Source organism: Balneatrix alpica DSM 16621 (assembly GCF_000619885.1).
Taxonomy (GTDB): domain Bacteria; phylum Pseudomonadota; class Gammaproteobacteria; order Pseudomonadales; family Balneatricaceae; genus Balneatrix; species Balneatrix alpica.
The window spans coordinates 24,895-47,101 of sequence record NZ_KK211039.1; the positions used below are offsets into that span (position 1 = coordinate 24,895).

At 52.3% G+C, this 22,207-nt stretch carries 21 protein-coding genes; 10 read left to right on the top strand and 11 right to left on the bottom strand.

Annotated elements, in window-relative coordinates; genetic code table 11:
• Window positions 1–24: 24 nt before the first annotated feature.
• From Q334_RS0109540 to pilB, 5 genes are read right to left on the bottom strand one after another with little or no spacing between them, the layout of a single operon-like run.
• On the bottom strand, window positions 25–240 hold the full coding sequence (locus Q334_RS0109540; RefSeq protein ID WP_027313012.1) for a DNA gyrase inhibitor YacG: 216 nt from the start codon (window positions 238–240) through the stop codon (window positions 25–27).
• A complete protein-coding gene (gene coaE / locus Q334_RS0109545; RefSeq protein WP_027313013.1) occupies window positions 237–854 on the bottom strand; it encodes a dephospho-CoA kinase in 618 nt (205 codons plus the stop codon). Before coaE ends, Q334_RS0109540 begins: the two co-directional genes overlap by 4 nt.
• A gap of 4 nt (window positions 855–858) precedes the next feature.
• A complete protein-coding gene (locus Q334_RS0109550; protein WP_027313014.1) occupies window positions 859–1,701 on the bottom strand; it encodes a prepilin peptidase in 843 nt (280 codons plus the stop codon).
• Window positions 1,702–1,703: 2 nt separating this feature from the next.
• Window positions 1,704–2,939: a type II secretion system F family protein gene (locus Q334_RS0109555; RefSeq protein ID WP_027313015.1), complete on the bottom strand. Its 1,236-nt coding sequence runs from the start codon at window positions 2,937–2,939 to the stop codon at window positions 1,704–1,706.
• Window positions 2,940–2,945: 6 nt separating this feature from the next.
• Window positions 2,946–4,655, bottom strand: coding sequence for a type IV-A pilus assembly ATPase PilB (gene pilB, locus Q334_RS0109560; RefSeq protein WP_407059841.1), 1,710 nt, complete (start codon window positions 4,653–4,655; stop codon window positions 2,946–2,948).
• A 215-nt stretch (window positions 4,656–4,870) separates the two neighbouring features.
• Here pilB and Q334_RS0109565 point away from each other — a divergent pair, with 215 nt between their 5' ends.
• The 3 genes from Q334_RS0109565 to Q334_RS0109575 all read left to right on the top strand — a co-directional run bounded on the left by Q334_RS0109565 (window position 4,871) and on the right by Q334_RS0109575 (window position 6,900).
• Window positions 4,871–5,323 carry a pilin gene (locus Q334_RS0109565; RefSeq protein ID WP_281173001.1) on the top strand — a complete coding sequence of 151 codons (453 nt, stop codon included), beginning with the start codon at window positions 4,871–4,873 and terminating at the stop codon, window positions 5,321–5,323.
• Window positions 5,324–5,380: 57 nt separating this feature from the next.
• A complete protein-coding gene (locus Q334_RS0109570) occupies window positions 5,381–6,178 on the top strand; it encodes a PHP domain-containing protein (RefSeq protein ID WP_027313018.1) in 798 nt (265 codons plus the stop codon).
• Window positions 6,179–6,276: 98 nt separating this feature from the next.
• Window positions 6,277–6,900 (top strand): L-threonylcarbamoyladenylate synthase, encoded by a 624-nt coding sequence (locus Q334_RS0109575; RefSeq protein WP_027313019.1) that lies wholly within the window; start codon window positions 6,277–6,279, stop codon window positions 6,898–6,900.
• Window positions 6,901–6,946: 46 nt separating this feature from the next.
• On the opposite strand, the gene Q334_RS0109580 is transcribed toward Q334_RS0109575, so the two are convergent.
• Window positions 6,947–7,444, bottom strand: coding sequence for a hemerythrin domain-containing protein (locus Q334_RS0109580; RefSeq protein ID WP_027313020.1), 498 nt, complete (start codon window positions 7,442–7,444; stop codon window positions 6,947–6,949).
• Between the two features lie 269 nt (window positions 7,445–7,713).
• Between Q334_RS0109580 and Q334_RS18655 the strand changes: the two genes are divergently transcribed.
• Window positions 7,714–8,244 carry a hypothetical protein gene (locus Q334_RS18655; protein WP_051527684.1) on the top strand — a complete coding sequence of 177 codons (531 nt, stop codon included), beginning with the start codon at window positions 7,714–7,716 and terminating at the stop codon, window positions 8,242–8,244.
• A gap of 322 nt (window positions 8,245–8,566) precedes the next feature.
• Here Q334_RS18655 and Q334_RS0109590 read toward each other — a convergent pair whose 3' ends face one another.
• Window positions 8,567–8,773 (bottom strand): hypothetical protein, encoded by a 207-nt coding sequence (locus Q334_RS0109590; protein WP_027313021.1) that lies wholly within the window; start codon window positions 8,771–8,773, stop codon window positions 8,567–8,569.
• A 301-nt stretch (window positions 8,774–9,074) separates the two neighbouring features.
• Between Q334_RS0109590 and Q334_RS0109595 the strand changes: the two genes are divergently transcribed.
• From Q334_RS0109595 to Q334_RS0109615, 5 genes are all read left to right on the top strand, one after another.
• The gene (locus tag Q334_RS0109595; protein WP_027313022.1) at window positions 9,075–10,823 is read left to right on the top strand and encodes a YcaO-like family protein; all 1,749 of its coding nucleotides are present in this window, start codon (window positions 9,075–9,077) and stop codon (window positions 10,821–10,823) included.
• 55 nt (window positions 10,824–10,878) lie between these two features.
• Window positions 10,879–12,786 carry a DNA topoisomerase 3 gene (locus tag Q334_RS0109600; protein ID WP_027313023.1) on the top strand — a complete coding sequence of 636 codons (1,908 nt, stop codon included), beginning with the start codon at window positions 10,879–10,881 and terminating at the stop codon, window positions 12,784–12,786.
• A 208-nt stretch (window positions 12,787–12,994) separates the two neighbouring features.
• Complete coding sequence (locus Q334_RS0109605) at window positions 12,995–14,389, top strand: Wadjet anti-phage system protein JetA family protein (protein WP_027313024.1); 1,395 nt, start codon at window positions 12,995–12,997, stop codon at window positions 14,387–14,389.
• Complete coding sequence (locus tag Q334_RS0109610) at window positions 14,389–15,018, top strand: DUF4194 domain-containing protein (RefSeq protein WP_027313025.1); 630 nt, start codon at window positions 14,389–14,391, stop codon at window positions 15,016–15,018. The genes Q334_RS0109605 and Q334_RS0109610 overlap by 1 nt, the downstream gene beginning before the upstream one ends.
• Window positions 15,005–18,412, top strand: coding sequence for an SbcC/MukB-like Walker B domain-containing protein (locus Q334_RS0109615; protein ID WP_027313026.1), 3,408 nt, complete (start codon window positions 15,005–15,007; stop codon window positions 18,410–18,412). The genes Q334_RS0109610 and Q334_RS0109615 overlap by 14 nt, the downstream gene beginning before the upstream one ends.
• On the opposite strand, the gene Q334_RS0109620 is transcribed toward Q334_RS0109615, so the two are convergent.
• The 3 genes from Q334_RS0109620 to Q334_RS0109630 all read right to left on the bottom strand — a co-directional run bounded on the left by Q334_RS0109620 (window position 18,366) and on the right by Q334_RS0109630 (window position 20,788).
• Window positions 18,366–19,109 (bottom strand): hypothetical protein, encoded by a 744-nt coding sequence (locus Q334_RS0109620; protein ID WP_027313027.1) that lies wholly within the window; start codon window positions 19,107–19,109, stop codon window positions 18,366–18,368. The two genes, Q334_RS0109615 and Q334_RS0109620, sit on opposite strands and share 47 nt — an antisense overlap.
• Window positions 19,110–19,261: 152 nt before the next feature.
• Window positions 19,262–19,876, bottom strand: coding sequence for a uridine kinase (gene udk, locus Q334_RS0109625; RefSeq protein ID WP_027313028.1), 615 nt, complete (start codon window positions 19,874–19,876; stop codon window positions 19,262–19,264).
• Between the two features lie 120 nt (window positions 19,877–19,996).
• A complete protein-coding gene (locus tag Q334_RS0109630; protein WP_027313029.1) occupies window positions 19,997–20,788 on the bottom strand; it encodes an enoyl-ACP reductase FabI in 792 nt (263 codons plus the stop codon).
• A 172-nt stretch (window positions 20,789–20,960) separates the two neighbouring features.
• Between Q334_RS0109630 and Q334_RS0109635 the strand changes: the two genes are divergently transcribed.
• On the top strand, window positions 20,961–21,707 hold the full coding sequence (locus tag Q334_RS0109635; RefSeq protein ID WP_027313030.1) for a hypothetical protein: 747 nt from the start codon (window positions 20,961–20,963) through the stop codon (window positions 21,705–21,707).
• A 6-nt stretch (window positions 21,708–21,713) separates the two neighbouring features.
• Here the strand turns inward: Q334_RS0109635 and Q334_RS0109640 are convergent, their stop codons facing one another.
• Window positions 21,714–22,028, bottom strand: a complete 315-nt coding sequence (locus Q334_RS0109640; RefSeq protein WP_027313031.1) for a hypothetical protein — start codon at window positions 22,026–22,028, stop codon at window positions 21,714–21,716.
• Window positions 22,029–22,207 lie beyond the last annotated feature (179 nt).

A 22,207-nucleotide genomic window follows, 5' to 3' on the forward strand; every position in this document is an offset into this window, starting at 1 on the left:
TTGCTGTTTAAGCCTAGGGCGTAATCAATGTGCTGGTGGTTGATCGGGGTCGATAAAAAAACTGTCTTCGCTGGTTTCGCCAAAGTCTTCGACTTGGGGCGTGGCAGGGATGGCATAGCTGCCATCGGCCCAGCTGCCCAGATCAATCAGTTTGCAGCGTTCACTGCAAAAAGGGCGATAGGGATTTTGATTGGACCAAGTAACGTCTTGTTTGCACTGAGGGCAGGGGTAACGAGTCATAGTGTTTGCTGATTGATTAGCTGGCGTAGTTGCTTATCTAAGGCCTGAATTTGTGATTGCAAGTCAGCCAAGCTGCCTTCGTTAGTTAACCGCCAACGGGCTTGCTGTAAGCGCTGCTCGCGTGGCAGTTGGCTTTGCATGATGGCACGGACTTGTTCGGCACTGTTGCGATCCCGCTGTTGGGTGCGGGTCAGTTGAGTTTGCTCGCTGACATCCACCACGATGACTCCCTGGGTCAGTTGATCCTGCCCTGTTTCAAACAGGAGCGGGCTGACCAAGAGGCCATAGGGGGGAGGGCAGAGTGCTAGCCGTTGTTCTAGTAGTTGACGAATTAAAGGATGAAGTAGCTGCTCCAACCAGGTTTTGGCCGCCGGATCAGCAAAGATAATCTGGCGTAATTGGGCGCGGCGTAGTTGGCCTTGTTCATCGATTAATGCAGAGCCGAAATGGTCGGCAATGGCCTGAAGGGCTGGTTGATCTGGTTCGACCACTTCACGGGCGAGTTGGTCGGCATCAACATACTGAATACCTAATTCATTGAAAAATTTGGCAGCTGCACTTTTGCCACTGCCGATGCCGCCAGTCAGGCCAAAAATGGGAGTAGAGGAGTTCATGGCATCAGGGTAATAGACTGGGATAAAGATGTTGAAGCAGGAGAATCGCTCCCCCTGCTAAGACCAGGGCGGGGCCAAAGGCAAAGGCCTGGCCAGCGGCCAGTTTGCCGAGAACGCGTAGAACTCCAGCATAAAATAGGCCGGTTACCGAGGCGGCCAGCAGTAGCCAGGGTAACGTCCAGGGGCCGGTCCAGGCGCCTAGTGCCGCCAGTAGTTTGAAGTCGCCATAGCCAAAACCCTCTTTGCCAGTGGCGAGTTTAAAGAGCCAGTAGAGACTCCACAGGCTGAGATAACCCAGCGTTGCGCCCCAGACAGCATCCGCTAACGGCTGGTAGGCGGTCAGGCTGGTGCTGAGTAAACCGGCCCAGAGTAACGGGAGGGTGAGAATATCCGGCAGCAGTTGATGTTCGGCGTCAATCCAAAACAAGATCCATAACATGCTGGCAGCGAGGATTAGGCACAGGCTTAACCAGTTTGCACCTAGCTGTAGCCAAATCAGTCCCCAAAGTAGGGCGGTGCCGAGTTCGACCAGAGGATAACGCCAGCTAATGGCTCCTTGGCAATGCTGGCAGCGCCCTCTGAGCAAGATAAAACTGATTAGAGGAAGATTATGCCACCAGGCCAGAGGCGTCTGGCAGTGCGGACAATGGGAGGCTGGCCAGCACAGATTAAAGCGAGGCGCTGGTTCATTGGGCATATCAAGGTAGAGTTGGCATTCTTGCCGCCATTGCTGTTGTAGCCAACGAGGCAGACGGTAGATCACCACATTAAAAAAACTACCAAACATTAGGCCAAAAAGGGCAATCAGTGCCGGGCCCCAAACAGGGTCGGTTAAAGCTTGCTGCATTGTTAAACAACCGAGCCGAGTTGGAAAATAGGGAGATACATAGCAATAATCAGCCCGCCCACCAATACCCCTATCACCGCCATAATCATCGGCTCAAGCAGGGATGTCAGAGAGTCGATAGCATTATCAACCTCGGCTTCATAATAGATGGCCAGTTTATCCAGCATGATTTCCAGGGAACCTGCTTCTTCGCCGATACCAATCATTTGAATCACCATTGGCGGCAGAATACCAGTCATTTGCAGGGAAAGGCGTAGGCTTTGTCCTCCGGCAACAGCGCGCTTGGCCTGTAACAGCGCTTTCTCATAGTAGGCATTATTGGTGGCGCCAGCAGAGGAAGTCAGGGCTTCGATCATTGGTACCCCTGAGGCATAGGTGGTATGCAGAGTACGGGAAAAGCGAGCAATACAGGCGTTATGCAGAATTTTACCGATAACAGGTAAGCTGAGAGTCTTACGTTGTACTTGATGGCGAAATTGCACATTGATACGCATTGCCCGACGGAATAGAAAAACTCCCCCACCGGCAGCTAATAGCACTGCCCACCACCAGTCTTGCACCACTTCGGATAAGCCTAATACCATTTGGGTAAAAGCAGGCAGGTCGGCTCCAAAACCTTTGAACATGGCTTCAAATTGAGGTACGACTTTTACTAATAAAATGCCAGTTACAATAATGGCTACAACCACAACTGCGGCGGGATAGGTCATGGCCTTTTTAATTTTGCCTTTTAACAGTTCGGTCTTTTCCTTATAGCTGGCAATACGATCCAGCATAATATCCAGGGTACCGGACTGCTCACCCACCATAACCAGCTGGCAGAATAGTGGATCAAAATACTGCGGATGCTTACGCATCGCGGAAGAGATTAGATTGCCCCCCGCTACCTCCGCACGGAGTTGACGTAGTAGCTGCTTCATTTGATCTTTTTGGCTAGTGCCGGCTACGAGGTCGAAGGCCTGGACGATGGGCACCCCAGCTTGCATCATGGTGGCCAATTGCCGGGTAAATACCGCCAGATCCATTGGGGTGATCTTTTTGCTTTTTTCACTAAAAAGACCGATTTCCACCTTTTTGCGGACTGAGCGAATTTTAATCCGCTGTTGGCTGAGTTGCTCTTTGGCGGCTTCAAGGGAGGCGGCTTCAATCTCGCCGCTGACCTTTTCCCCCTGGTGATCTACCCCTGACCAGCGAAAAACCGGTTTGGTTTTGACTTTGACCTCAGCCGCCTTCGCCATGGCCTATTACTCCTTGATGACTCGGTTGAGTTCTTCCAGGCTGATTAAGCCTGCCAATACTTTACGGATACCGGATTGGCGCAAGTCAGACATGCCTTCTTTGATTGCAGTGCGGGCAATATCCAGCGCATTACCATTACGCATAATCACCTCCTGAATGGCAGGGGTGACCTTAAGCACTTCATAGATACCTACCCGACCTTTATAACCCTGATGGCAGCGGGTGCAGCCAACTGCTTTAAAGAGTTTGGCGCTCTGGATTTGCTCTGGTTTAAAACCGGCTTCTTGTAGGACTTGGGCGGGTACCTCAACGCTTTCCTTGCAGTGTGAGCACAGACGGCGGGCCAGGCGCTGGGCGATAATCAAGCTGGCAGAGGTAGCAATATTGTAAGCCGGTACCCCCATATTGGCTAAACGGGTCAGGGTTTCCGGTGCACTATTGGTGTGCAGGGTAGAGAGTACCAAGTGACCAGTTTGCGCGGCTTTGACTGCGATTTCGGCGGTTTCCAGGTCGCGAATCTCCCCTACCATGACAACATCGGGGTCTTGGCGTAAGAACGAACGCAGTGCCTCGGCAAAGGTTAGGCCGACTTTACTGCTGATATGGACCTGATTGACCCCTTCCAGGTTGATTTCCACCGGATCTTCAGCGGTAGAAATATTACGCTCTGGCGTATTGAGGATATTCAGGCCGGTATACAGGCTCACGGTTTTACCGCTGCCCGTTGGGCCGGTAACCAGAATCATGCCCTGAGGTTGGCTTAGGGCATCCATATACAAGGCTTTCTGCTCTGGCTCATAGCCAAGAGCGTCTATACCCAGCTGAGCACTGCTGGGGTCGAGAATACGCAGTACTACTTTTTCCCCCCAAAGGGTAGGAAGGGTGTTGACGCGGAAGTCGATAGCACGGGTACGGGATATTTTGAGTTTAATACGGCCATCTTGGGGAATGCGCCGCTCAGAGATATCCATATGGGACATGACTTTAAGGCGGGCGGCAATCCGGTTAGAGAGGGAGGCGGGAGGGCGACTCACCTCGTGCAGGACGCCATCAGTGCGACAGCGCACCCGATAGATGCGCTCATAGGGCTCAAAGTGGATATCCGAAGAACCGCGTTTGATTGCATCAAGCAGGATTTTATTGACGAACTTGACCACAGGGGCGTCGTCGGTGCCCATATTCGTCAGGTCAAGGGCTTGTAGCTGGCCGCCCCCATCTTCGGCAACTTCGACATTGGCCAGTTCTGCATCATCAAAACCTGCAAGAGCCTCGCCGGTAGAGTCAAACAGGGTTTCGATGGTGCGGGTCAGTTTACCCGCCTCGACCAAGACCGGCTCCACCTGCATATTGGTAGAGAATTTAAATTCGCTGATGGCCTGATTTTGCGTGGGGTCACAGACGGCAATAAACAGCTTTTTGCCGCGTTTAAAAATCGGGATGGCAAAGTGTTTGTTAATAACTTTGTCTTTAACCAGATCGACTGGCCAAAGGTCTTTGTCCATCTTGTCGAGATCAAGTAAAGGCATGCTAAAAGCACGGGAGATGGCCTCCGCTAGGGCACGCTCATCCACCCCAAGTTGTTCAACCAGGTAAAGGGGCAGGGGCTGTTGCTGCTGATTGGCATTACGCGTGGCTTCCTTAGCCTGGGCCTCGGTAATCAGGCCTGCTTTTACCAGTTGCCCCACCAGTCCCACCGGTTGGAAGGGGATCCCCATCATTCCCTGCATCTGTGACCTCAAATTGCCTACCGGAGCTGTTCCGGACGTGCCAAAGAGTTAAGTAAAGCGGCATATTTGCACATGAGTGTATCTAGACTCTTGAATAGTCACAAATATTTGCTACATCATAGACATACCGGATGGGGTTACTGGCATCAGCCGGTGGCTTTTTGACTCAAGGACAAGTTCCATAACAGATAGGAGAATCGGCCATGCCTATGGCTCAATCCAAACAACAGGGCTTTACCCTAATTGAACTGATGATTGTGGTAGCAATTATCGGTATCTTGGCAGCTATCGCGATACCTCAGTACCAGGACTATACAGCGAAATCTCAAACGGCTACAGGGTTAGCAGATATAGCAGGTGCTAAAACTGCGTATGAACAGGCAGTAAATGACGGGCAGGCAGCAGCTTTCTATACACTTGATAATATGGGCTTGGTAAGCCCCACAACACGCTGCTCCGCTATTGCAGTTGCGGCTCCTGCTGCTGGGGGTGGTGCGGCTCCTGCACTAACTTGTACACTGGCAGGTAATCCTGCTATTTTGGCTGCTGTAGTTAACTTGAACCGTGCTGCAAACGGTACTTGGACTTGTACAATTACTGCTCGTCCGGCAGGATGGAAGAATGCGTTTCTGCCTCAGGGCTGTACCGCTCCTTAAGCTTTTTAGTGCCGAAAAAAAGCCGGGATGCCCCGGCTTTTTTATTATTGATTCCTTATGTTTGACTACCACCTCCACACCACCGAATCCGATGGTGTTTTGACCCCTTCACAATTGCTGGCTGAATTACAGGCTCAGCAGATTGAGTCCTTTTTTATTACGGATCACGATCATGTTTGTTTGTGGGATGGTATCACCGCTGCGGGGGTGGAGCTTTCCTGCGTGTGGTCGAATCAATTAATCCACGTTGTAGGTTTAAATTTATCACTGGATCAACAGGCGCCGATTTATCAGCACTGCCAGGGTATAGCTCTGCAGCGGCAGTTACGGGGTGAAAAAATTGCCGAGCGTTTGCATAAAAAGGGCTTTTCCGGCGCCTTGCAAGGTGCGTTGGTCTATGCCGATGGCGGTATGCTGTGTCGTCCTCATTTCGCTCGCTGGATGGTTGAGCAGGGGCATGTAAAGGATATTGCTCAGGCGTTTAAGAAATATCTTGGTCCAGGCAAAGTGGGGGATATAAAGGCAGAGTGGCCACATTTGACCCATGCAGTGGACGTGATTAACGCCTCGGGTGGCGTGGCAGTACTGGCGCACCCTAAGCAATACCGCATGAGTAATACTAAGCTAAAAATGTTGATGAAGGACTTTAAAGCTGCAGGTGGGCAGGCGGTGGAGGTATGCAATGGTCTGCAATCGAGTGAAGAGGTAGCTTATTTAAGTCAGCTGACGCTGCAGTTGGAGTTGTTGGCCTCTGCTGGGAGTGACTTCCATGGTCCAGCTACTCCTTACCATCAGGTAGGACGTTTTACGGCCTTGCCCCAAGAGTTAACTCCAGTTCACACACTATGGCGGTAGCCGTACGACTTGGGTGAGTGTTCTATTCTCGACTGCACTTGCTAAGTATCTGATTGTGCTATGCTTTCCCTAACCACCAGGCTGAAAGGTAGCCTTTTATGAGCCAGTTCTTTCAAATACACCCTGAAACACCGCAAAAGCGCTTGATTAAGCAGGCAGTTGAGATTTTGCAGCAAGGGGGCGTGATTGCCTATCCCACGGATTCAGCCTATGCCTTGGGTTGCCATATGGGTGATAAGCAGGCACTAGAGCGGATTAAACAATTACGGCGTTTAGATGATAGACATAACTTCACCCTGATGTGCCGTGACCTGTCTGAGTTATCGACTTACGCCAAGGTAGATAATCAGGCTTATCGCTTACTGAAAGCCCATACTCCTGGCGCCTATACCTTTATTCTCAATGCTACCCGTGAAGTTCCTAAGCGTTTGTTGCATCCAAAAAGGCGTACTATCGGTATTCGGGTGCCGGATAATCCGATTGCTTTAGCACTGCTAGAGGAGCTGGGGGAGCCGCTGATGAGTGTCTCCCTGATTTTACCGGGTGATGAGCAGCCAATGACCGATCCCTATGAGATTCGAGCAACATTGGAGCACCAGTTGGATCTGATCATAGACGGTGGTTATTGTGGTTTGGAAGCGACAACCGTGGTGGCATTAACCGATGAAGTGCCGGAGGTAATGAGAGTGGGCGCTGGGGACCCTACCCACTTCCAATCTTAAAGTTGTTTATCTCTTTGGGGTGAGGGCAGCGCCAGGGCGCTAGAGGTTAGAGCTCATTACAAAGCTGGCGAAATTGTTCACTGAGGTAGACGGATGCCTTGGGTAAAGGGGCGGCTTGGAAAGGGTGTTGGGCCAAACCTGCCTCCAGTAGTGGCAGCATATGCTGATCTTCTTTCTCGATATGATGCTTTTGTGCGCTGATCCAGCTACTCACGGCTTGGCGTAACTGTGGCCAGGGTAATAAGTTGCCTTGTTCTGCTTGAGCGAGCTGCTCACGGAGATGGTCGGTGTGCTCTTGTAGTTGAAGGTGCTCTACGAGCAGGTGCTGGTGCATCTCGTTAAGGTGAGGTAGGTGTTGGCTCAAATGGCTAAGTAGTTGGTCTTCAATAGGGTGATGATATTGCTCTGCATAATCTTCAATAAATAGCAGTACTTCATTAATCAGGGCGAGTTCCGGTGCCTCTTGATTAAGGTGGTGTTGAAGATGAGTCAGTACCTGGCTGAGGTAGTGGTGATCCTGTTGCAGTTTATGGATTAAATTCATACTGACCTCTCAATATGGCCCAGCCAGGAGGGATGAGCAGATAAAGGTAGGAAGTCCTTCTAATTTGTCATCCTGTGGTACTGGTGCTAGTTGATATGGCGTTAGCAAAAGAGTTTTTACTATAGGCTGGCAAAGTTGTGAGGCTGCTGATGTAGGTCAACTTAAACCGTCCTCCAGCTTGGTAAGAAGCAGCCGATAAGGGTGGGTTTTGAGGGGGGTAGCGAAGTTTTGGCTATACTGCAGGCAAACCTGAGTGCTGAGGAATAGGCATGGATATAAATTTGTCACCGCTGGCGAGTTTGGAGGATATCCGCGAAGCTATTCGCCGTTGTACGGCGGAAGACATCATCTGCTGTCATGCCGAGGCAGTGTTTCAGGAGGCGAAGCGCGCGTTACAGAAGTCGGGTAAGCCAGATGTGACCTTACAGCTCATTGATTATGATGGTTATGCCATACGTCAGGCCTCTAGCCGGCGACGAGGGGAAGAGGCCAAGCCCAAGCTGGCCGAGCAGCTTACCCGTCAGCAGATGGCTGTGTTATCAGCACTGGAGAAGGTGTTGCAGCATTGCCGTCGCCACAATATTGCTTTAGTGGGATTTAGTGATTCATTAGTTGCTTTGCCAGCTCACTTGTTGGAGCAAAATCCACAAGCGGTGCACTCCATGTCAGCACTGGAGGTGAATGTGCATGGCGCATACCGCGGGGTGGATTGGGAGCATTTGGATGAGCCGGTCGGGCAAATATCCTCAACTGGCCTCGAGGATGAATATATTGAACCTGATTTACAGCACGAAGGTTAAGAGTGAATCGCTTTAAGCGTGTGAGTCTAAGCTAGGTATGAGCATAACAAGCGACTTGGATTCAAATGGATTCTGACGTTTTGATCTGTGTGGGCTGCTTAGAGCATGAGTTTGAAAGTACGCAAGCATGCTGGCGTACGCCGATAGGGTTTGAATGGTGGTAGATACTGACTTGGATAAAAGGCGGGCAAAAAAATAGGGCAGGCGATCCACGCCTACCCCCAAACCTGTGAAGACAGGCCCGCAATTGTAGTTGCGAGCCAGCGCGTAAACTATCACAGAAGCGACGATTTTTTCAAATTTTTTACGGGCGTTGATAATTTTAATCATTTGCTCGAGGTTGAACTAAGCGGCGCAACTGATTGTGGCTAGGGAAACTATCGAGTTTGATGGCCTGATTTTGGCCCACCCAGTTAACTTGATACGCCCGCGGGTGGCGCTCCTCTCCTTGATAACAACCTGCTATTTCAAACTGCTGTCCATCAACAGCAAGGATGGCGATGGTACGGGTGTGTTCTTGTTGATTCATGGCTGTCTCCTGATCGCTTATTATCCTGGGCTCATTGAGCTTGGTAGTTGTTATGGTTAATTGGATAGGTGGCAGTGAACCGGATCAGCCTCTGGTACAGGTGTTCCTGTGGGATGGAGGCATCCAACCAGCCACTTAAGCCTAGCCTAGTGGCTTGGGGTGACAAGGCTATGACAAGGGTTAATTTTGTCTAAAAAGTAATCAGGCTGGGCGGTGGTGTGCTCAGTTAAAGGGTCTGGCTTGTGCCTACCGGGCTTCAACCCCTAGAATCAACATTCAATGCCAGCTGCAAGGGTGCTCCATGACTGCCGTAGATTATCGACCCTCTTCTTATACCTTGCTGGAAACCCTGGATAAAATGCGCCACCTGTTGCGTCAACGGGGTTTCCTGTTAGAGGAGGAAGACTGGCTGAATCCTCTCCCCCATGTTTGGTCAGTGCAACTGCGGGAGAAGCATTGCCCCTATTTGATCAGCAATGGTAAGGGCGTATCCCGTGAAGCAGCGTTGGTATCGGCCTATGGTGAGTTTATTGAACGCCTGAGCTGCAACTCCTTCTTTAATGGTTTGTATCTCTCTGCCCGTTTTCAGGAAGAGGCCTTTGCCTATTATCCGCAAGAACGTTGGTTTGCCATTGAAGGGCCAGAATGGCCGCGTGGGCTGCTGGATGGGCCTACTCTGGCGCACTACAACCTCAACCAGGATTTGTTTCCGGAAGATCTATTAGATACCGGCACGGCCAATCGTGTGCGGGGCATCTGTGCTTTGCCCTTTATCCGCCAGCGTAACCATCAAACCGTTTGGTTTCCGGTCAATATTATTTCTAACCTCTATGGCGGTAATGGCATGGGGGTGGGGGTTGGCAAGTATGAAGCTCGGGTGCAGGCGTTATCCGAAATTTTTGAGCGGCATATAAAAACTACCATTATTTCTGATGGTATTAGCTTACCGCGCGTGCCGGATGAGGTGCTGGCGCGTTACCCTCAAGCCCAGGCTACGTTGAAAGCACTTGAGGCGGCCGGCTTTGTGGTGGAGGTACAGGATGCCTCCATGAATGGCAAATTTCCGCTGATTAATGTGACGGTGGTGAGTCCGCAAAGCGGAGGGGTGTTTGCCTGTTTTGGTGCCCATCCTCGCTTTGGTGTAGCTCTGGAGCGGGCTCTGACGGAGTTGATGCAGGGGCGCTCACTACCGCAGTTGTTTGATTTGCCCGAGGCAAGTTTTGACTTAGCGCGGATTGCCGAACAAGCCAATATCAGCGCTCACTTTAGTAAGTTCACTGGTCGGGTCGCCTGGGATTTGCTCAGTGACCGTTCTGATTATCCCTTTGTCGACTGGGACCACCCGGGTACAGCGCAGCAGCAGTTTGCCTGGATGTGCGAGCTGATCCACAAAGTCGATATGGATATTTACATCGCCGACTATGAGTTTATGGGCCTGCCTGCTTGCCGCATTATTGTGCCCGGTATGTCTGATGTGCAGCCGGTGGCGAAGTTACTGCGCAGTAATGATAACCGTGCAGCCGGATTGCGTTCAGCGCTGCTGAACTTGCCCAAGTTATCTGAGCAGCAGTGGCGTGAACTGTTGGAAGGCTTGGATGATCTTGAGCTCTCGCCACAGCTACGTATCGCCGAATTAATAGGCCTGGTCGCGGATAAAGGCTCAGTGTGGCATAGCCTCTGTGTGGCGGAAGTGCAAACCCTGGTATACCTTGCCCTCGGTGAGCGAGAGCAGGCGTTGCCCTGCTTGCGGCAATTATTACAACTCCCCCCAGCAATGGAGCGGGCAGGTTTCTACCGTTGCCTACATGTGTTGTTGCAGCTGGCGCTGGATGATGAACGCAAAATCACCGACTTTGAGCGAATTCTGGTGCGAACCTATGGCCAGCAGCAGGTGAGTCTATGTTTGCAGGTGCTGGATGCCTGTGGCACCTTTCCGGGTATTGAAGCAGCTGGGTTAGAGTTGGAAGGATTCCGCCTGCATCAGAGTTTGCTGGAGGCTTATGACAAGCTGCATAAGGCCAAGGCAGCTCATCACTTTGCGATACGCTGATTGAGTTTTGATAAAAATTTAAATACTGTACGCATATCCATGCTTTGAGGTGGTTATGCGTCTGTTTCTGTGTGAAAAGCCCTCCTTGGCTCGCGAAGTTGCCAAAGCTTTAGGCGGGGGGCGTACTGCGCAAGGTTATATTGAAGGACAGGGCTGGCGAGTGACCTGGTTGTTTGGTCACATGTACGAGTTGGCGCCGCCGGAAGTTTATCATCCCCATTGGAAGCCCTGGACCTTAATCCACCTGCCCATGTTGCCGGAAAACTGGCAGCGTCTGCCGCGTAAAGGCGTGAGTGCTCAGCTAAAAGTGATCCGCAGTTGCCTTAAACAGGCGACGGAGGTGGTCAATGCAGGGGATACCGGGCGGGAAGGTGAATTGCTGATCCGTGAGCTGCTCGAAGAAATGCACTGGCGTGGCCCCCTGTGGCGGCTTTGGCATCACTCACTTGAATTGCCGGTGTTGCAGCGTGCGCTGGCACAGCTACGTCAAGGCAGTGAGTTTGATGCGCTGCTGGCAGCGGCCAAGGCTCGCCAGTATTCCGACTGGTTAGTCGGCATGAATTGCTCCAGGGCTTACACCCTAAAGGCTAAGCAGCAAGGTGGCCAGGTGCTGATTAGTGTGGGGCGGGTGCAATCCCCCACGTTGGCCTTGGTGGTAGCACGGGATCGGCAAATTGATGACTTTGCCTATATTCAGCACTTTCAGTTACAGGGCAGTTTTGTGATTGCTGGTGTGCAGGTTCAGGCCCAGTGGCAGCCAGATGAGTCTCTGCTAAGCGAGCAGGGCTATTTGTTACAGCCACAGCCTGCGGAGCAGTTAGCCGCACGTTTGCCCGGTGCTGCAGCACTGTTGACGCAGTTGCAGGACAAGGTGCAGCGTAGTGCCGCACCCTTGCCCTTTTCCCTGTCGAAATTGCAGGCCTATGCCTCCAAGCGCTTTGGTTATGGTGCTCAGCAAACCCTGGATGGGCTGCAAGCGTTATACGAGAAGCATAAGTTGCTCAGTTATCCGCGCACGGATTGCGAGTACTTAAGTGAGGCGCAGTGGCAGGATGTGGCGCGTCAGCGCCAAGCGCTGTCAGCCTTGCCGGAAGGGGAAGGGTGGTTGGCTGCGGCAGACTGGCAACGGCGACCGCCTTGCTATAACGATACTAAGGTGGGTGAACACACCGCCATCGTACCCACCGGGCAGCGTCCACAACTTGATAAGCTCAGTCAGCTGGAACGTAATCTGTACCTCAGTTGCGCGTTGCGTTGGTTGATGCAGTTTTACCCACCCTTGCAGGTACGGCGCTGGCAGCTGCAAATCCTATGCTTGCAACAACGCTTTGAAGCGCAGGGGCGGGAAGTGCTGGCGCAGGGCTGGCGGCAGTTAGACAAACCGCTGGAGTCAGACTGGCCAGCCCACTATCACGCTTTGGCAGAGGGGCAGCAGGGGGTAGGCCTGGCTGCGCAAGTGCAGGCTAAGCAAACAGAGCCCCCCGCTCCCTATACGGACGGCACCCTGATTGCAGCGATGGCTAACGTGGCCAAGCTGATTGAGGACGCGGAGCTGAAGGCCAAACTCAAAGAAGCTAAGGGCATCGGTGAAGAGAGTTCGCGGGCCGGGATTATCGAATTATTGCTTGAGCGTGGCTATTTGCAGCGTCAGGGCAAGAGCCTACGCAGTACGACTCTGGGTAAACAGGTTGTTGATGTGCTGCTACCACAGTTAACCAGTCCAGTCTTGACCGCCCGCTGGGAGCGTGGACTGGCGCTGGTGGAGGCGGGGGAGATGAGCCTGGAGGAGTTTATGCAGCATCAGCAGCGTTGGCTAACCAAGGTGGTAGAGGGGGTGAAGCAACAGAGCTGGCCGCTGACAGAGCCGATGTCTGGGCAGCTGAAACGAGTGGGTAAAGGGCGGCGTAAAGCGTCTAAGTCTGCTTCTAAATCTATGAAAAGGTTGAAAAAAACGGCGGCTTAAACACGAGTCTAGCGCTGTTCGTAGCCTTGCTTGGCCGAATCCGCTATCTTTACAGGTTTATTTGAGGGTGAAGTCCATACGCAGACTGGCTTCACCGATAAGCGATTTGATTTCCTCCTGTCAGGTTGATGCGGGCGCAAGCACGAGTGTGATAAGCGTTGTGTTGTGACGGAGGTAAATAGAGCCGAATTGATCAGGAAGCATCCCTATGCTGTTTAACCACCTGCCGGAAGAGCTGTTTGCCCCCTTGGCAGGCACCAACAAGGCCGTGTATCAGGCGGTGTTGATGGAGTTGGCGGATCTGTTCTTCGATGAGGATGCCGTTGACCCCTTTGTGCCCCGTGATTTGGTGCGCTCTGCGATTGAAGAGGCCGTGATTAAATACGGCCTGCGGCAATGGGCGCCAGAGTCCGAATCTGAGCAGGAGCCCCCTCGTTCTACAGCGGACTTCGCTGCGCGTATCTATCGGCGCCTGTTGCAGACGGGTTGGCTAGAAGAAGAGACCAAACTGTTCCGCACCTATGTATTGATGGCGCCTGCTATTAGCTATGTGCTGCGGGCTCTGGTAGGGGTGGCGCGCCAGCAGAAACGTAGTTATGGCGGGACGATCCTCAACGTTTTAAGTTCGGTTGAAGCAGCGATTGCCGATCCGGAAGGGCGAGGGCTGACGCTGGCCGAAGCGGCGCGGACGGCGGCGGACTTCAGTGCCCACCTGACCGATATGCTGCTGGGGTTGCGAGAGTTGCGTCGCGCGATTGCGGCCACTAATGATCCGCAGCGTATTTTGCGGGGATTCTTTGAAGAGTTTGTCGAGCGCATTCTGGTGGCCGACTATAAAACGCTGAAAACCCAGAACAACCCCTTCCGCTTCCGTCGTCAAATTTTGGCGTTGTTGAAAGATTTGCAGTTTGACCCACCGAAGTTGGCAGCCTTGGCGCACCATTATCAGGATCAACTGGATCTGAGTTATGTCGAAGCGCAAAACCGTGTCCATCAACATATCAGCCGTATTTTGCGTATTTTCGAGTCCATTGATCAGCGTTTGCAGATTATTGACGAGTTCCGTTTCCGCCTGGAAAAACGGGTGGCGGATACCGTGCGTTATATGGATAAAACCACCCCCGGTATGGCTGCGCGCCTGCAGCGTTTAATCTCGGCGGTAGCGCAGTTGCCGGAAGAGCGCATTCCCTGTGTCGACACCCTTGATCAGCCGGCCTTTATTGCGCCCCGTTCTATCCGGGTACCGCCCAAGCGGCGTCCGCCACCTGCGCCAAGGGTTATCCAGCAGGTGCAGATTGACCCTGAAGTGTTGGCACTGCGTGAACGTTTCAAAGCCTATAAAGCCCGGCGGGAAGTGAGTGCGGAAAAGGTGGACTTTTATCTGCAGGAGCAGCTGCTTGGGCGCAGGCAGTTACAGGCCAGTGAGTTTGCGATCAACAGTATCGAGGACTTTATCTGCTTTAGTTATGTGCGCCACCTGGCGGCACTCGGCAAGACTGGCAAAGGATTGGCGGCCAATTACCGCATCCAATTTAAAGATAGCTATGTGACGGTGGCAGGCATGGTGGAATGCCGCGACTTCCAAATTGAAAGGATCGACTGATGCTTGGAGACCTCGTAAAAGCGGCCAAAAAAGCCGAGCACCACGAAGCCGAAGATTTTATTCAGGCGGCAAAGGTGCTGCTGGCTAACCAGTTTCTGTACGCCGACAAAAGTAGTCAGCGACAGCATTATTTCTTGATCAGCGAGAATCTCGAATATTTTCGTAATCTGTTTGAGGCCATTGGCTGGACCCTGGTACATCAAGCAGAAGAAGCCTTTGTCGGGATTTTGCCGGGTGATGAAGAGCGCACCCTGCGGCTGAAGTTGGATGAATCTCTGCTGCTTCTGTGTTTGCGTCAACTCTATGAAGAAAAGTTAGAGAACTTTGAGGTGGAATCCGGACGGGCTTATGTCGATCTGGATAAGTTTCTGCAGACCTATGAGCACCTCACCAGTAAGGAGTTGCCCAACGAGACCCGCATGAAGGACATTTTGGCGTTATTTGCCCGCCATGGTCTGATTGAACGCGGGCGTCCCCATGAGACGGATCCGAAGAATTTCACCCTGGTGATCCAGCCGGTGATTCGCCAGGTAGTGGTGGAAGACTATCTCGGTCAGTTGGAGCAACTGGTGGCGACCGCACCAGCCGAGCAAGCAGAGGATAACGAGGGCGACGATGAAGCAGCTTAACCGCATTGTTTTGGTCAACTGGTATATGCTTGGCGCGGTGGAAATTCCTATCCGTGGCAATGTTGCCATTGTCGGCCCCAATGGCTCGGGCAAGTCCTCTATCCTGGATGCGGTGCAAACAGTGTTGATGGGGGGCAATAAGCACTGGTTGAGTTTTAACGCCAGTGCCGGCGAGCGGAGCGAGCGTAGTCTGCGGACGTATTGCCTGGGGTACTTGGATGACACCAGTGCCCAGGGGCGCAAGCACCATCGGGAAGATGCCTTGACTTATCTGGCGCTTAGTTTTCGCGATGAGGAAACGGGCGAAGAAACGGCAATGGGGCTGGCGATTGCCACCTCCTTAAGCAGTGCCGATGAGGATGTGCTGGGGCGCTTTATTCTGCCTAATTTCTCCGTGTGCCTGGATGATTTTACCTTGCGTCAGGGGGATGGGCGTATTCCACGCAGCTGGGATGAAGTGCGTGAGAGTATGCGTAACCGTTGTCCGCAGATGATCCTGGAAAAGCGCTCGAAACGTTTCCTCAAAGAGGTGATGACTCATCTGAGTTATGATCCTAACTTCCCCAATGACGAAGATAAGTTCGTTAAAAATTTCAAAAATGCGCTGAAATTTGCGCCTATTGATAGTCCCACTCGTTTTATCCGTGAATATGTACTGGAGCAGAATATTGTCCAGGTGGGTGCCTTCCGCAAGTCGCTGGAAGAGTACCGTAGTATGGAGGATAAAACCCGTGAGGTGGCTAAGCGTATTGCTGAGCTGGAGAAAATTGAAGAGCAGGATAAGGCCAGCTTGCGCCATCGCAAAAATGGCAGTGAGTATGAGTGGGTGGTGCATGAGGCGCGCTTTGAGCAGGCCGACCTGAAGAAAGAAGAGACTGCCGAGCGTCTGGACACTTTACGTGAGCAGGAAGAAAAGCTGCAGGCAGAGCTGGAGCGCCTCAATACTGAGTTGAATCAGCGGATGGAGCAGGTGGCAGAAGCCCGTGCGGCCCTGAATAACTCGGACTCGGCGCATAAGCTAAAAGCGCTCGAATCCAACCTGGAGTCCCGTCAGCATGGTCTGAACGCGGTGCAGGCAAAGTTGACCTCTTTGTATGAGCTGCTGCGCACCACGGTTGCTTTTGCCCGTTATGAAACACTGCTGCCCGCCGACTTCCTGCAAACTATCAAAGAGGCGGTGAATCTCTGGCGTGATGGAGAAGACTTGGCTTCTGGCCAATGGCCTAATCAGCCGGTTGAGGTAGATCGTGTCATCACCATGCTGCGCAAGCAGGTGGATGGGGTGCGCCAGCATATTAATGCGCAAGCCCAGGCCAGTGTGATCCGTCTGAATCGGCTGAAGGAAGATATTCAGGAACACCGTGATGCAATTGAGCAGCTCAAGCAGGGCAAGGCGCCACTCAAGCGCAATACCCAAGAGCTGATGGCGCTATTACAGGAGTATGGTATTCAGTCCACGCCCCTGTGTGAGCTGGTGGATGTCAGTGATGAGAAGTGGCGTACGGCGATTGAAAGTTTCCTGGGGGGGCGACGCGAGGCGTTAATCGTTGATCCGGATCGGGTGCAGGATGCGGTCACGCTTTATCGGCGTAAAGGTCGCCACCTGAAAAACTGCCGGATTGTGAACACCCGTCAAACTGACAAGTGGTTAAATAAGGCGGATCAGCGCTCTTTGGTGCAGTTTGTTCGTTGTCAGAGTGAGCACGCTGAGGCCTATATTAATCGTTCCCTAGGCTCAGTGATGGCGGTGGAAACCGAAGCGGAGCTGCTACGTCATGAGCGAGCCATGACCCCTGACTGTATGCTGCAGTCCGATGGTGCCACGACTTCCATCCGTGAAGAGAGCCCAATGCTGGGGTTGGGGCGCCAATCGCGCTTGCAAAATCAGGATCAGGCTTTCGATAAAATGGTGGCCGAATATCAGCGCCTGGAGCAGCAGCATGAGTTGCTGGAGGGGGCGCGTGAGGCCTTGATCAAGGTGGCAACCAAGCTCAGTGGTGAGGCAGAAACGGCCTTTGCCTTGGTCAATGAGCGGATGCAGATGGAGGCCGATATGCAAGGCCTGCGTCAAGCCATTGAGGAATTGCGTAACCTGGAAGATGGTCCTGCTCGTCAGCGTCTCGAGCAAGCTCTGCAGCAACAGCAGCGGCAGCAGGCAGAACAGAAGAAGCTCATGGATAAACTGCAGTCGCTGAAAACTGAGGCGATCAAGCAAGAAGCGGGGCTGGAGGTGTTGGAGCGTGAGCTGCAGGAGCACAGTCAAGCGCGTCAGCGTTGTGCAGAGCAGGAAGGCTTCGATGCGCAAGCAGCACAAGAGAAGCTCGATTACCTGCAAGAAAGCTGTGCCGGAGAACTTGAGCGGATGATCTTTGAGGCTGCGCGTAAAGCACAGGGTGAGTTGCAGCTGAGTGAGCGCAAGCGGAACGGGGTGCGTGATCTGGTAGCGGAGTATCGGGCCCGTTACCACAATCAAAACCTTAGTCAGACCCAGCACGCTAACCTTAGCGGTGAAGCTAGCCATGAAATGTTGATGGCATTTGTAGTCGAGCAGCTCAAAGTGTTGCGTGACTCTGAATTAGCGAACTATCAGAAGCAGGCCGAAAGGGCGCGAATGGAGGCGGAAACTGCCTTTCGCTCAGACTTTGTGGCGCATCTGAATGATCAGATCGACAAGATTAAAGGCTTGATACGTGAGATCAATGCTCACCTTAAGCAGCGGCCGTTCCATCGGGAAATGTACGCTTTCACCATGACCCCTAATCCTGAACTCAAGGATGTGTTGGAGTTGGTGGAGACGTTCTCCTGTCAGGAGCAGGCGAATGTGGGGTCGTTATTCGATACCAGTCTGCAAGAGGATTCTCCCTATCGTGCAGCCTTGGAAAAGGTGCATGAAGTCTTGAAGGATGAAGGGGAATCCCATCTGCTACAGGACTATCGCAACTTCTACAATTTTGAGCTGATTGTGATGGATCTGGATGGCAATCAGAAAACCACGCTAAGCCAGCGGATTAAGACAGGCTCGGGTGGTGAGCATCAGGTGCCTTTCTACGTGGCGATTGCGGCGGCCTTGGCTGCGAGCTATCGCCTGCGTGAAGGGAGTGATGGCAAGGTCGTGGGCGGTTTTAGCTTAAGCCTGTTCGATGAGGCCTTTAATAAGCTGGATTCGGAGAATACCCAGACATCTTTGGGCTTTATGGCGGATCTGGGGCTGCAAACGATGATTGCTGCGCCGGATGACAAGTACTCCCTGATGGCGGCGACCATGGATACGGTGATTAACGTTTGTCGGGATGGCAATGTGGTGGATCTGGACGTGGAGTTCCCCACGCCCGAGGGTAAAGCGCTGCTTAATTCAGATAATCCCTACCGCCAGCAGCAGGCAAGGTTGGCATAATCTCTTTGTCGATATTGGGCTGTGCTTCCAGCTGAGGGCGGGGTAACCCGCCCGGCAGTTTGGGCATCAATACTGCAAAGGGTTCGCCATCTTTGTTGATGAACAGCTCTTCCTCCAAAGGCTTCACCTTATATCGGCTGGGGCTATCCATAATGCTGAGCATTAATGCCAGACCATCTAGACGTGGTGCCACCCTGGTGCCCTGCATATAGCGGCTGCCAAACAGATAGTGATACTGCTTGTTTGCGAGCACTGAGAGTAATGCTGCCAGGCTCCAGCTCTCAGGCCAAGCAGGTAAGGGTTCAAGGCTAGACAGCAGGCTGGGGGAGAATATCTCTCGGTCGCGGGCATGGAAGCGGCGAATCGTCAGTTCACGACTAAAGGCAAAGCCTGGATTGTTTAAAACGGTTTGAGAAAAATCGAGTTGCTCAAGTAAATAGAGCATATAGCTCAAGCTATATCGGCAATGGGCAATAAAGGCGGCGGTGGGCTCGGGACTGCTCTTGGCTCCAATGCTGTACTTAATAGCTTGGCGACCGTTAACGACTTTGCGCCCCAAGAGGGTAATCATTAGATGATTGCTTTGCATATCAACTAGCACTTCGGGTTCGTTGACATAGCAATAGCGCTGCTCACGCTGCATGAAATCTTGCCACTGATGGGCCTGCTCCAGCTGTGGCAGGATGCGGATTATCATCGGGTTATTTCTCCTCAGACGCCTGCAAGCGGTGAAAACATCTTAGCAGCTTGCTCGGGTTAGCACACCCTGCGCAGAGAAATCGGCAGCACAAAGGAAAACTTGAAGGAGTAGTGGGGAAGGAGGCCGGCAGCTGAGCTGCCGGCAGGGTATTACAGCATTTCACGTAGGCGGGCGCGCAGCAGGTCGATCGCTACACGGTTGCGGCCACCGCCTGGAACGATCAGATGTGCATGCTCTTTGGATGGATTGACATACTTTAAGAACATGGGGCGCACGGTTGCTTGATACTGCTCCAGGACGGATTCCACGGAGCGGCCACGCTCACTGACGTCACGCTGAATGCGGCGCAGCAGACAGATGTCGAGTGGTGTATCCATATAGATGCGGGTGTGCATCAGATTGCGCAGGCGGGCTTCGGTAAAAATCAGTAGGCCTTCCAGGATAATGATCTTATGGGGGCCAACTGGGATAGTGTCCGGTGAACGGGTGTGGAGTTTGTAATCATAGACAGGGATTTCAACGCCTTGGCCAGTTAATAGCTGCTGTAGGTGTTCAAACAGCAAATCATGATCAAAGGCATTGGGGTGGTCGTAGTTAGTTTTTACCCGTTCATCCATGCTGAGATGGGACTGATCCTTGTAATAGCTATCCTCGTTGATAACGCGAACTTGGCTGGAGCCGAGTTCTTCAACCAGGGTGTGGGATAACAGGGTTTTGCCTGAGCCAGAGGCGCCGGCAATCCCAATAATGACGGGGTTTGGCATAGGTTAACAGCAGTTGTGGTCAAGTAAGGGTGAAGGACCCTGTTTATTGTCATTGTTTTAGGGGTGGGGGCTGGTTATCCAGCCCCTCAGTTAATAAGGTTAAGGGCAACTCTTGGCAAGTTACTCCTGGTCGATAGCGCCCATGGCAGTAATGTTGTAACCGGCATCGACATAGGTAACTTCACCGGTAATACCGGAGGCGAGGTCAGAGCAAAGAAATGCGGCGGTATTGCCGACTTCCTGGATAGTGACGTTGCGGCGCAAGGGTGTGCGTTTTTCGTTGTAGTCGAGCATTTTGCGAAAGCTCTTAATGCCTGATGCGGCCAAGGTACGAATAGGGCCAGCGGAAATGGCGTTGACGCGAATGCCTTCGGGGCCCAGGCTGGTGGCAAGGTAGCGCACATTGGCTTCTAGACTGGCTTTAGCCAGTCCCATCACATTGTAATTGGGCATGGTGCGCTCGGCGCCTAGATAGCTCAGTGTCAGTAAGGCAGCATGGCGACCCTGCATTAGGGGGCGTGCTTCGCGTGCTAAAGCAATGAAACTGTAAGAACTGATGTCGTGGGCAATGCGGAAAGCCTCGCGGCTGGTTGATTCGGTGAAGTCGCCATCCAGAGCTTCTGCAGGAGCATACGCGACCGCATGGACAACGCCATCCAGATAATCCCAGTGTTGACGTAATTCGCTAAAGGCATCGGCAATTTGTTGGTCATCGGCGACATCCAGCGGGAAAACCAGTTTGGAGCCCCATTGCTCGGCAAAACCAGTAACTCGTTCTTTGAGCTTTTCATTTTGGTAGGTGAATGCGAGTTCGGCGCCTTCACGTTGCATCGCTTCAGCGATACCGTAGGCGATTGACATCTTGCTGGCGACGCCAACAATCAGAAAACGTTTGCCTTGCAAAAATCCCATATCACGACCTTGCTAATAGAATTCTGGAAAGGCCCAAGCGCCTGGGGCCAGCTAAATGGGCGGAGTATAGCGGATAAAAACAGCGATAGCGACTTGCCTCATAGGTTGTTATTCAAGGTTAAGGGTAAGCATAATAGGCCTAATTCAAGGATGCCGTGGTAGGAAAGTGTCGATGAAAATATGGGTAGCGAGTGGGGTATTGGTAGCAGGATTAATAGGGGGCGGTATTTACCTGTTTGCCAATATTGAGCAAATGCATCAGAAAAGCACCCAGGATTTTCAGAACTTTGGTTATAAGGTTGTGCCCTTGGCGGATGCGCCTGTGCGTGGGCGGGATGGGGCGGTTGCAACCGATCCTGCAAACCTTCCGCCGCCTAAGCTAACCCAGGAGCAGCAGCAGATTCAAAGTTTGCAGCTGGCGAAGATGGAGTTGAGTGCCAAGGTCGAAGAGTTGCAAGCGCAGGTCATCGCATACCAGCAAGAATTAAAAGATCTCCGTGAGCAGGTAGCGGTATACCAGCTGCCTAACAATAGCGGTGCTTTAAGTGAGCAGCGATTGGCTGCTTATTTTGAACAGTTGCCTGAGTATCGCCGTTTTGATGAATACCAGCGAGAGCTGAGTATTATGCTGACATATCAAAGCTACATTGCGATCGCGCAGGAATATGGGTTGTTGCTGACGGAGCGTAAACGTACTGCGTTATTGCAAAATGGCTTATCCCGTTACGCTTTTTGTGCAGCTGAAGGTGTGGATATTGTTGCCAATAACCGTGCTGAACGAGTTGAGGTAAAAAATTACCTGCAAGGAAAGGAGTCAAAGCTGTCCAGAGCGCTGCAAGAGGATGTCGTGCGTGCGCTGCTACCTTGTAAACAAGAGTTAGACAGCTTTGTCGAGGCTCGCTTAATGGCTGCGGAGTAGGAGGGCTTACTTCTTATTACGCTCAGCCAGGCGAGCTTTGGCAGCCTCGCGTTTAGCAGCCTCTTTGTCGCGCTTAGCCTGTAGGCGTGCTGCTTTCTTATCTTCCAGCTCTTGTTGACGCTGATTTTGGTAGGCTTCGAAAGCTTCTTGGCGCTCTTTGTCGCGCTCGCGTTTGCTTTTGGCCTGCTCTTTCAACTCATCCATCAGTTGAGAGTTTTGCTCTTCAATGACTTTGTTGAGTTCGTCAAGTTGAGCCTGCTTTTTGCGATTAATGCTTTCTTCGAGAGCCTGTAACTTCGCTATTTGGGCTTCAAGATCCAACGTGTATGTCTCCGCCTGCTCGCTTGAGTGAGGTTGGTGAAAAACGGCGGCTATTATAGTTGCTCTTCGGCGGAATGGCTATGGCATTTTGGATGCTTTTTCGCCTTTTTTGGTGGGCTTCATTGTTTAATTTGGCTGATTTGAATATAATGCGCCCCTCGAAAAATTTGTGCCGGGTA

What these genes read in the sequence shown, in the direction of transcription:
- udk (WP_027313028.1), bottom strand. Translation starts at nt 19,876, where the DNA reads ATGCCAAACCCCGTCATTATTGGGATTGCCGGCGCCTCTGGCTCAGGC.
- Q334_RS0109615 (WP_027313026.1), top strand. Translation starts at nt 15,005, where the DNA reads ATGAAGCAGCTTAACCGCATTGTTTTGGTCAACTGGTATATGCTTGGC.
- Q334_RS0109540 (WP_027313012.1), bottom strand. Translation starts at nt 240, where the DNA reads ATGACTCGTTACCCCTGCCCTCAGTGCAAACAAGACGTTACTTGGTCC.
- Q334_RS0109555 (WP_027313015.1), bottom strand. Translation starts at nt 2,939, where the DNA reads ATGGCGAAGGCGGCTGAGGTCAAAGTCAAAACCAAACCGGTTTTTCGC.
- Q334_RS0109580 (WP_027313020.1), bottom strand. Translation starts at nt 7,444, where the DNA reads ATGAATTTAATCCATAAACTGCAACAGGATCACCACTACCTCAGCCAG.
- Q334_RS0109605 (WP_027313024.1), top strand. Translation starts at nt 12,995, where the DNA reads ATGCTGTTTAACCACCTGCCGGAAGAGCTGTTTGCCCCCTTGGCAGGC.
- Q334_RS0109570 (WP_027313018.1), top strand. Translation starts at nt 5,381, where the DNA reads ATGTTTGACTACCACCTCCACACCACCGAATCCGATGGTGTTTTGACC.
- Q334_RS0109635 (WP_027313030.1), top strand. Translation starts at nt 20,961, where the DNA reads ATGAAAATATGGGTAGCGAGTGGGGTATTGGTAGCAGGATTAATAGGG.
- Q334_RS0109620 (WP_027313027.1), bottom strand. Translation starts at nt 19,109, where the DNA reads ATGATAATCCGCATCCTGCCACAGCTGGAGCAGGCCCATCAGTGGCAA.
- Q334_RS0109565 (WP_281173001.1), top strand. Translation starts at nt 4,871, where the DNA reads ATGCCTATGGCTCAATCCAAACAACAGGGCTTTACCCTAATTGAACTG.
- Q334_RS0109630 (WP_027313029.1), bottom strand. Translation starts at nt 20,788, where the DNA reads ATGGGATTTTTGCAAGGCAAACGTTTTCTGATTGTTGGCGTCGCCAGC.
- Q334_RS0109610 (WP_027313025.1), top strand. Translation starts at nt 14,389, where the DNA reads ATGCTTGGAGACCTCGTAAAAGCGGCCAAAAAAGCCGAGCACCACGAA.
- Q334_RS0109590 (WP_027313021.1), bottom strand. Translation starts at nt 8,773, where the DNA reads ATGAATCAACAAGAACACACCCGTACCATCGCCATCCTTGCTGTTGAT.
- Q334_RS0109595 (WP_027313022.1), top strand. Translation starts at nt 9,075, where the DNA reads ATGACTGCCGTAGATTATCGACCCTCTTCTTATACCTTGCTGGAAACC.
- Q334_RS0109575 (WP_027313019.1), top strand. Translation starts at nt 6,277, where the DNA reads ATGAGCCAGTTCTTTCAAATACACCCTGAAACACCGCAAAAGCGCTTG.
- pilB (WP_407059841.1), bottom strand. Translation starts at nt 4,655, where the DNA reads ATGGGGATCCCCTTCCAACCGGTGGGACTGGTGGGGCAACTGGTAAAA.
- Q334_RS0109550 (WP_027313014.1), bottom strand. Translation starts at nt 1,701, where the DNA reads ATGCAGCAAGCTTTAACCGACCCTGTTTGGGGCCCGGCACTGATTGCC.
- Q334_RS18655 (WP_051527684.1), top strand. Translation starts at nt 7,714, where the DNA reads ATGGATATAAATTTGTCACCGCTGGCGAGTTTGGAGGATATCCGCGAA.
- Q334_RS0109600 (WP_027313023.1), top strand. Translation starts at nt 10,879, where the DNA reads ATGCGTCTGTTTCTGTGTGAAAAGCCCTCCTTGGCTCGCGAAGTTGCC.
- coaE (WP_027313013.1), bottom strand. Translation starts at nt 854, where the DNA reads ATGAACTCCTCTACTCCCATTTTTGGCCTGACTGGCGGCATCGGCAGT.